A 9,704-nucleotide genomic window follows, 5' to 3' on the forward strand; every position below is an offset into this window, starting at 1 on the left:
CCGGTAAAATCACTTATATATACACGTTGACTCTGATTTTTATCTACATTTTCATTTAAATACTTGTCTGTAGACATCTCAAGCAAGACATCTATATTTTCCTTCTTCATTTCATCTCTTAATTTGTTTAATTTAACAGGAGTTGGGTCATTATTGTTATTCTGAACAGGTTTTAAATTAGCTTTAAAGGCAATATAACGACCATAATTATCCCGAACCTGTGAGTTGTCATATTTGGTATCATCAAGTTTAGTCTGTGGGCTTTCCTTACTATTAAGATTTTTCGGCATAACTGCTGAATAACGAGAAGCAACAGGATTAGCACTTATATTATTCATTTTATGTCCCTTTTAATATAATATTATTCAATACTAATAAATCCTCTCAATAAAAAAAATTGCTATATTATATGGATAAATAATTTTAAAATATAGGTTTATTTCCGTATTTCAAAGATATAATTAAATTACACTTAATTAAAAAATTTCTAATATTTGAGGAAAAAATAATGATCGGAAAAACCATTACGTATCTTGGGCCAGAAGGTTCGTATTCTGAAATAGCCGCAGAAAAAGCAGCTAAAATACTTGGATACGATAATTTTAAACCTATGGCGCAATCTTCTATTATAAAAGTTATTGAGACTGTTGATAAGCATAACGAGTTTATTGGGGTTATTCCAATAGAAAATTCTATAGAAGGGGTTGTCAGAGAAACTGTTGACACCTTAATTAAAACCACATCAAGAGTAACAATCACTCAGGAAATAATTATTCCAATATCTCACTGTCTTATAAGTAAATCAAATAATCTATCAAATATAGATAAAATTATTTCTTACACGCAAGGACTTGCTCAATGCCAGAATTTTATCTCAAAAAACTTTGATAATATTGAACTATTATCAGCCCCAAGCACTTCAGAAGCTGTAAAACAGCTGTCAGATTTACCTGAGAATTATGCAGCCATAGGATCATATAAAGCCGCTGAAGTATACGAACTAAATATCCTGGCAAGAGATATTAACGATGAGAAAGATAACTTAACAAGATTTGTATGTCTCAGTTCTTACTTACCAAAACCAACCGGAAATGATAAAACCTCGATAGCTGTATCATTATGTAATCAACCGGGGTCTCTGGTAAACGTGCTTCTTGCATTTAAAGAAAATAACCTGAATTTATCTTATATAGAATCAAGACCATCAAAAAAGATTTTTGGAGAATACACTTTCTTTATAGATTTTGATGGTCATATCGAAGACGATAACGTACAAAAAACCATTGGAAAAATAGCACCTTTTGTCAATTTATATAGGTTTTTAGGCTCATATCCCAAATGCAGCACACGAGTTAAAGTTATGGATAAATCCCAATAACTTGATATTATTCAATATAATCTGACAAAATGTATTGGGGAGTTAATTTAAACAGATTTAAAACGATGATAAATTTTGATTCACTAACATTAAAAGTATTATTAAATGAACTCGAGCCTATTTTAGCCTCAGGTCGAGTTCAAAAAGTTCAGCAGCCTTCAAGAAATGAGATACTTCTTGGAATCCGTTCGCAAGGAAAAAATTATAAGCTTTATATATGCATTAACCCCAAATACCCTCATTTAGCTCTTCTAACTAAAGAGGGAGAAGCGTATAGAAGTATTGAAATTCCACAAAAGCCGCCAATGTTTTGTATGCTGCTAAGAAAACATATGGAAGGAGCTAAAATTAAAGCTGTTAAACAGCCAAAATATGAAAGAATTCTGGAATTATACTTTGACAGTTATAACGAATTAGGAGAAAAAGCTCCGCTTGTTTTAGCCTGCGAACTTATGGGTAAACATAGTAATATTATTCTATATAATTATGAAACAAATGTAATTCTTGGCAGCGCTCACCATATTGGCCCTGAAAAAAGCAGAGAAAGAGAAGTAGCAGGAGGTTTGCCATATATTTATCCTCCAAAACCTAAAAAAATGGATTTATTGAAAATATCTGAAGCAGAGTTTTACACTCATACTATGGCTATACCTTCGACAATAAATGTTTGGCTAAATGAAAACTTTAATTATATCAGCCTCGCCTTAGCTACAGAATTATGTAAAGCTACAGAAATTGATATTGAAAAAGATAAAATAATAGCTATTTCTAGAGAAAAAATCAGTAATTTATATCATTTAGCCGTAAAAACACTAAAACTGGAAAACCTGAATCCATCTATAAGTAAAGATAAAAAACTATTTTCATTAATAAGCATAAATTCTGATATAGAATGGCAGAAAATTAATTCCGTAAATTCAATGGTCGACTTGTATTTTGGTTATCAATATTATCGTGATGCCTTTACCAGATTAAAATCAGAACTTTTAACAATCATAAAAAAAGAAATAAAAAAAGAAAAAGCAAAATTATCCCAACATAAAAAAAATCTTGAATCAGAAGAAAAAGCAGAAAAATACAGACAATATGCTGATATCATAATGGCAAACCTGCACAAAATTTATCCTGGACAAGATTCAGTAGAACTCATTAGCTTTTATGAAGATGACCAACCTGTAGTCATTCAGCTTGATCCAGCCAAATCATCTAATGCTAACGCTCAAAGATATTATAAACTTTATAATAAAGCAAAAACAGCCTCTAGAATAAGCAGGAACTTACTTATCCAGGTCCAAGATGAGTTAAATTATCTTGAAACTATTGAAGTTTCTATAAATCAATCAGATACAATCTTAGAATTAAAGCAAATTAAAGATGAACTAATAGGCCAGAATATTCTTAAAGCATTAAAAAAGCAGGGAGGACCCCAAGAAAAAGTTAAAAAAGAAGGGTTTAGCTTAACTGAATATACATCAACAGCTGGTTATAAAATTTATGTAGGCAAAAATAACAGGCAAAATGAGTATATATTATCAAAAGTTGCCTCTCCAAATGATATGTGGCTTCATACACAAAATATTCCAGGTTCTCATGTACTTATTAAAGTTCCGCAGGAAAATATTGAAATACCTATAACAACCATTGAAGAAGCTGCAAATATTGCTGCATACTTCAGTCAGGCAAAAAACTCATCAAATGTCCCTGTAATTTATGTAAAAAGAAAATTCCTCAAAAAACCTCCACATTCAAAGCCAGGGTATGTAACTTATTCAAATGAAAAGACTTTAATTGTAAACCCTAATGAAGATTTGGTAAAAAATTTAGCTTAATTTCTTTAAATTTCAATTCCTTTTAATTAGACTGTTCTATAGGCTTATTAAAACCTATAGAACAGTCTAAATTTATTAATAATCAAGGTTATATATGAAAATATTCAAAAAAGAATCATCCATAATATTATTACTATTATTAGTATGCTCCTTTTTCTTCTTCTTTAAGCTTGGCAGCTACAAACTTATTGATGTTGATGAACCAAGATATGCTGAAGCTGCAAGAGAAATGCTGGCAAATTCAAACTGGATTACACCTTACTTTAACTATGAATTAAGGTTTGATAAACCAATTTTCTTTTACTGGTTAGTCATGATTTCTTTCTTATTTTTTGGTATTTCAGAATTTGCAGCAAGATTTCCATCAGCATTATTAGCAACGGCTCTGGTTTTATTTACATATTATTTTGGAAGAACAACTGTTTCAAGATCATTTGGACTAATCAGCTCATTAATATTAGCTACAAGTCTTGAATTTATTGCAATGGCCAGGATGTCAATTACAGATATGACACTCATCTTTTTTGTATCTGCAACTATATATTCTGCAATATTAGCAACATTTTCTAAAAGCTCATTTAAAAAATGTTGGTGGTGGCTTGCTTATCTGTTCTGTGGAATAGCAGTATTGACTAAAGGCCCTTTAGGAATCATATTAACAGGTATAGTGCTTATTCCATATTTAATTCTTACAGGGAAATTAAAAGAAAGCTTAAATCCTAAATTTACAATACCTGGTTTTATAATATTTGCGTTAGCTGTAATTCCTTGGTATTACGCAATTATTGCAGAGCATGGTAGAGCTTTTACTGATTATTTCTTTATTAAACATAATATCTCCAGATTTTCAGGAGATTTCATTCAACATCAACAACCGTTTTATTTCTATTTTGCAGTCATTTTTATAGGGTTTTTCCCCTGGGCTATTTACTTTATTCCCATAGCCATAAAAGAAATTCTCAATTTATGTAAACATATTGTTAACTCTAAAGTAGAATTTAAAAAACTCAACTTTGCCTTGCTCAAAGAGGCTGATAATAAGTCAAAAATCATTACATTGAGTATTATGTGGTTTATATCTATGCTTGCACTATTTAGTGTCTCAAAAGCCAAATTAATAACATACATACTTCCCCTATTTCCTGCTATGTCATTATTAACAGGAAACATGTGGAATGATTTTATTCAAAATAATAAAAATACGAAAATGATCAATTTATCAGCTAAAGTTTTTACTGCAGTTTGCTTCATCATGGGACTTATAGCAACATTTGGATTAAATTTGCTTTTACCCAGAGATGAAAAGTTACATGTTGCTCATTTTAATCCAATTTTTATAATAATATTTATGGTTATTCCTATTTTTATGCTGTTTTATCTAAAGAAAAATCATAAAATTAAGGCTTTTATAACAACTATAATCCTGATGTCAGTTATAACTTCGGTCGCAATAAACAATATTGTACACATTGTTTATAATTCAGGACAAAAAGACCTGATTAATTACATAACACTTTCAAAAAGTCTGCCTTTATTTAATAATAAGCTTGTTACTTATAACTTAACAAAACCAAGTATTGTATTTTACTCACGACATAAAATAATTGACATACCAAGTATAGACAAACTTACTGAGATTTTAAATAACCAAAATCCAATTTTAATAGCAGCAAGAAATAAAGATTTAAATGAAATTCAAGCTAACACTAAATTTTACCTTGTAAGAAAAGGGGCAAGATACAGTTTAATTTCAAATATTAACATTACATCTCCATAAAAGAGGTTACGAAATGGCTCAAGCCCAGATTCAAAATTATATGAATATTACAACAGAAAAAGTAGATTTATCTATTGTAATACCTGTTTTTAATGAAGCTGAGAGCATAAGAGTCCTTGCTGAATCATTATTAAAGGTTTTAGAGAATCTTAATAGAAAGTTTGAGATCATTTTTATCGATGATGGATCAACTGATGGCAGTCATTTAATACTAAAAACTTTATCTGAAGAGATTTCTACTATAAAAGCAGTAAGGTTTAGAAGAAATTTTGGCCAGACAGCAGCTATGGCAGCAGGCTTTGATTATGCTTCAGGAGGCATAATAATTACACTGGATGGAGATCTTCAAAATGATCCTGCTGATATTCCAAGAATTATTGCCAAGTTTGAAGAAGGATATGACGTAGTTAGCGGATGGAGAAAAAACAGGCAGGATGATTTTATTACAAGAAAAATCCCATCTATGCTAGCTAATATGTTAATCAGCAAAATGACAGGAACATATTTACATGATTATGGATGTTCATTAAAAGCTTATCGAGCAGAAATAGCCAAAGAATTATCTCTCTATGGCGAATTACATAGATTTATACCTGCTCTTGCCAGTATAGAGGGCGCTAGTATCTCAGAAATCCCCGTTTTGCACCATGCAAGAAAATCCGGCAAAAGCAAATATAATATCTTTAGAACATTTAAAGTTATTCTGGATCTTTTAACAGTTGTATTCCTTAAAAAATTTATGACAAGACCTCTTCATATATTTGGAAGAATAGGCCTTTTTTCATTCATTACCGGTCTAGCTATCTGTTTACATTTAGCATTTGATAAAATAATCTATTCAACTAATATTGGTAATAGACCACTTTTATTACTTGGTGTACTATTAATTCTAACTGGATTTCAACTAATAAGTACAGGCATAATTGCTGAAATACAAATCAGAACATATTATGAGTCACAAAACAAAGCTATATACAAAGTTAAAGAGGTTTATAACTAGTGAATAAAAGACGGATTCTAAAGTTATTTTTAAGAATTGCAATTAGTATAATATTTATATATTTTCTTCTTCGTAATTCTAATGTTGTTGAAATAGTGGAATCATTAATAGAAACAGACCATAAAATCCTGATATTAGGCGTATTTCTATATATATTAGGACAATTACTTAGCGCATACAAATGGAAATTACTTGCTCAAATTGCAGGATTTCAAAATAAATTAAAAGAATACTTTGATTATTATTTTATCGGCATGTTTTTCAATTTATTCCTGCCAACCACAGTAGGCGGTGATATAACTAAATGCTATTATCTGGCAAAAGGAGATTCCAGAAAAGCTCCTGCTGTATACTCTGTACTTGCAGAAAGATATACCGGAGTCATAGTTATCGTATGGATGGCTACAATAGCCCTATTTTCACCAATTGGTGATCCTGTTCCTTTTGAAGCTAAAGCTTTTATGGGCTTTATGTCGTTGTTAACAATAATTATTACTCCGACTTTTCCATATTTATTTCTGCCTTATATGAAGAAAAAGAAATGGGTAAGAACTCTATTAAGAGATATAAAAGTTTATTGGGCCAATCCAAGAATATTTGTAAAAGCATTATACTGGTCTGTCTTATTCCATTTATTAATTATCGCAATCCATGTGACTATCGGACAAGCCATGGGGATAAATATCCCGCTGGCATATTATTTCATACTATATCCAATGGCTGCAATGGCCGGCTTCATCCCTATAGCATTTAATGGAATAGGCCCTCGCGAGGGAACTTACATATATTTTCTATCACTCATAGGAATTAAATCATCAACTGCACTTGCATTTGGTATTTACTGGTTTGGAATTGTATTATTTTCAAGTCTTATTGGTGGTATATTCTACATAAAAGGTAAACATACACCACCTCCAGAAGAATTTGAGAACTTTGAATTTGAAGATGAGGATAATGAACCTAACTCAAATCAAGGCATAGAATTAGATAAACCACAAACACAAAGCTAAAATATCTACCATTAATTTAAACACGAGTCTTTCTTGTCAATTCATTTTATAATATTGTTGTATATCTTTCCTGAATTCAAACAACAATAACTTAGAAAATTTATGTATGACTGAAGTTAAAAAAATAGAAAATCTTGATCTTATTAAAAAAGCTATAGAAGTTGAAATTAAGCATCATTATATTGATATAGTCGGAAAAAAATGCGCTTTTTCGAAATTTATTTATAATGAATTAAGGCAAATTGCTAAAATAGATCCCAATAATCCAAAATGGGAATATTTGTATAATGTTTTTGAAAGATATGCTGTAGCTGATTTATCAACCAGAATGAAATCTATCAAACAGCTAATTAAACACTTACAAAATCCGTTCTGTGAAGAAAAAGCCACTGAAACCGCTAAAAAAATAAAAACAGTATCTGATAAAAATCCTGAAGATGTTGATGTAATGTATGTTAAAGGAGTAGGCCCTAAAGTTGGATTCCTGCTCAATAAGCTTGGAATATTTACTGCTCAAGATCTCCTGCATTATTATCCCAGGAAACATCTTGATTATGCAGAGAGGACCCCTATAAAAGATCTTAAAATAGGTCAGGAAGTGACTATTTTTGGTACTATAAAATCTACCAATGTCTTTACCAGCAAAAAACGCTCAAACTTAACGATTATAAGCATTCAAGTAACTGATGATACTGGCATAATCTCTGCTAGCTGGTTCTATGGTAAAGCAAATAAATTTATGCTGGAAAGATATAAATCTCAATACCCCCAGGGAGCAAATATAATCCTATCAGGAACCGCAAAACTTGACAGCTATACAGGAAGACTCGTTATTGACAAAGCCCAATCTGAGATATTAAGCGGAGATTTTGAAGAAAAAGATTCTCTTCACGTAGGCAGAATCGTACCTGTATATGCCCTCACTGAAAATCTGAATATCAAGACCTTAAGAAGAGCTATTTATAATGCAATTGAAGTTTATTCAAATACAATAAACGATTTTTTACCTGAATATATTATAGAAAAATTAGGCTTAACTGATAAAGTCACAGCTATAAAACAGATTCACTTCCCTGATTCAAGTGAATCATTAGAAAGAGCTAAACGAAGATTAATTTTTGATGAATTATTCCTTATCCAATTACGTCTGGCCTTAATGAGAAAACAGTATAAATCAAGCACTAATGGACTTATGCTTAATATCAAGAAAGATGGTTTAGTTGATAAATTTATAAAATCACTGCCTTTTGAGTTAACTAATGCGCAAAAAGAAGCTTTTAATGAGATAGTAACTGACCTAAGTAACCCTGAACCAATGCAAAGGTTATTGCAAGGTGATGTAGGTAGCGGTAAAACTGTAGTAGCAGGAATGTCATTACTTGCTGCTGTAGAAAATAATTATCAGGGAGCAATAATGGCTCCTACAGAAATTCTTGCCGAACAGCATTATAAGAACTTCACAGAATGGTTAACACCTCTTGGCATAAGTGTAGGCTTATTTGTCGGTAAACATGGGGTTAAAATCAGAAGAGAACTTCATCAGAACCTTAAAAACGGGCAAATCAACGTTGCAGTGGGAACACATGCCCTTATACAGGAAAATATAGAGTTTAATAACTTAGGCCTGGTAGTCATAGATGAACAACATAGATTTGGAGTAAGACAAAGATCAGAACTTAAAAACAAAGGCACCAATCCTGAAATGCTTACCATGACTGCTACTCCTATTCCAAGAACTTTAGCCCTAACTATGCATGGAGATTTTGATATAACTATTATTAATGAATTACCGCCAGGTAGAAAACCTATAAAGACAGCTTTAATTAGCCCAAAAGACAGAAAAAAAGCTCATACTCTTATAAGAAAAGAAATAGAAAAAGGGCATCAGGCATATATTGTCTTCCCACTTATTGAAGAGTCGGAAACCTTATCGGCAAAAGCAGCAACAAAAGAAGCAGAAAAACTGCAAAAAACTGTATTTCCTGATTTAAATATTGGCTTAGTACACGGAAAACTCCCACCTACTGAGAAAGATAAGGTAATGGAAGAATTTAGAGCAGGAAAATATCATATCCTGGTCAGCACTACTGTTATAGAAGTTGGAGTAGATGTTCCAAATGCTACAGTTATGATAATTGAAAATGCAGAAAGATTTGGACTATCACAACTGCACCAGCTAAGGGGTCGTGTAGGAAGAAGTCAGGAACAATCTTATTGTGTATTAGTCGGGGATACTAATTCCCAAGAAACCAGGGAACGACTCGAGGTCATGGTACAAACTAATAACGGATTCGTTATTGCAGAAAAGGATTTACAAATAAGAGGACCTGGTGAATTTATAGGCACTAGACAGAGTGGGCTACCGGATCTAATTCTTGCAGATTTGGTCAAAGATGCAGAAATACTTGAATTAGCAAGAGAAACAGCCTTTGCTTTTGTTGCAAAAGATGAAATCACTAACTATCCACTATTAAATAAAATAATGAATCAAAAAATAGATGAAGGCTTGGAACTAATCGGAGCCGGGTAAATATTTTTTACCACTAAGGACAGCGTAAAAAATACTTATGGATTTTGATGAGCGAAGCGGGAGCTTACAATTTCTAAAACGACGAGTTTTTGAAATTACAAGCTCATTCTAATAGGTATTTTTGTAGGTGACTCAGTCACACTATTAAAGTCCTTAACTAAGTAACAAACAAAAAATTTC

Annotated in this window: 6 protein-coding genes and 1 pseudogene; 6 read left to right on the forward strand and 1 reads right to left on the reverse strand. The window is 31.5% G+C overall.

From position 1 onward, the window contains the following. A pseudogene (locus A2255_09880) lies at positions 1-338 on the reverse strand (hypothetical protein). Positions 339-508: 170 nt separating this feature from the next. On the opposite strand from A2255_09880, the gene A2255_09885 reads away from it, so the two are divergent. The 6 genes from A2255_09885 (at position 509) to A2255_09910 (ending at position 9,524) form a co-directional block, all read left to right on the forward strand. Then, positions 509-1,378, forward strand: coding sequence for a hypothetical protein (locus tag A2255_09885; protein OGI21050.1), 870 nt, complete (start codon positions 509-511; stop codon positions 1,376-1,378). A 65-nt stretch (positions 1,379-1,443) separates the two neighbouring features. Then, positions 1,444-3,207, forward strand: coding sequence for a hypothetical protein (locus A2255_09890; protein OGI21051.1), 1,764 nt, complete (start codon positions 1,444-1,446; stop codon positions 3,205-3,207). 94 nt (positions 3,208-3,301) lie between these two features. After that, the gene (locus A2255_09895; protein OGI21052.1) at positions 3,302-4,984 is read left to right on the forward strand and encodes a hypothetical protein; all 1,683 of its coding nucleotides are present in this window, start codon (positions 3,302-3,304) and stop codon (positions 4,982-4,984) included. Between the two features lie 13 nt (positions 4,985-4,997). Continuing rightward, positions 4,998-5,984 carry a glycosyl transferase gene (locus tag A2255_09900; GenBank protein ID OGI21053.1) on the forward strand — a complete coding sequence of 329 codons (987 nt, stop codon included), beginning with the start codon at positions 4,998-5,000 and terminating at the stop codon, positions 5,982-5,984. Continuing rightward, positions 5,984-6,994 (forward strand): hypothetical protein, encoded by a 1,011-nt coding sequence (locus A2255_09905; protein OGI21054.1) that lies wholly within the window; start codon positions 5,984-5,986, stop codon positions 6,992-6,994. Before A2255_09900 ends, A2255_09905 begins: the two co-directional genes overlap by 1 nt. A 106-nt stretch (positions 6,995-7,100) precedes the next feature. Continuing rightward, a complete protein-coding gene (locus A2255_09910; GenBank protein ID OGI21055.1) occupies positions 7,101-9,524 on the forward strand; it encodes an ATP-dependent DNA helicase RecG in 2,424 nt (807 codons plus the stop codon). The last annotated feature ends 180 nt before the right edge of the window (positions 9,525-9,704 follow it).

This window comes from Candidatus Melainabacteria bacterium RIFOXYA2_FULL_32_9 (assembly GCA_001784615.1).
Lineage (GTDB): Bacteria > Cyanobacteriota > Vampirovibrionia > Gastranaerophilales > UBA9579 > UBA9579.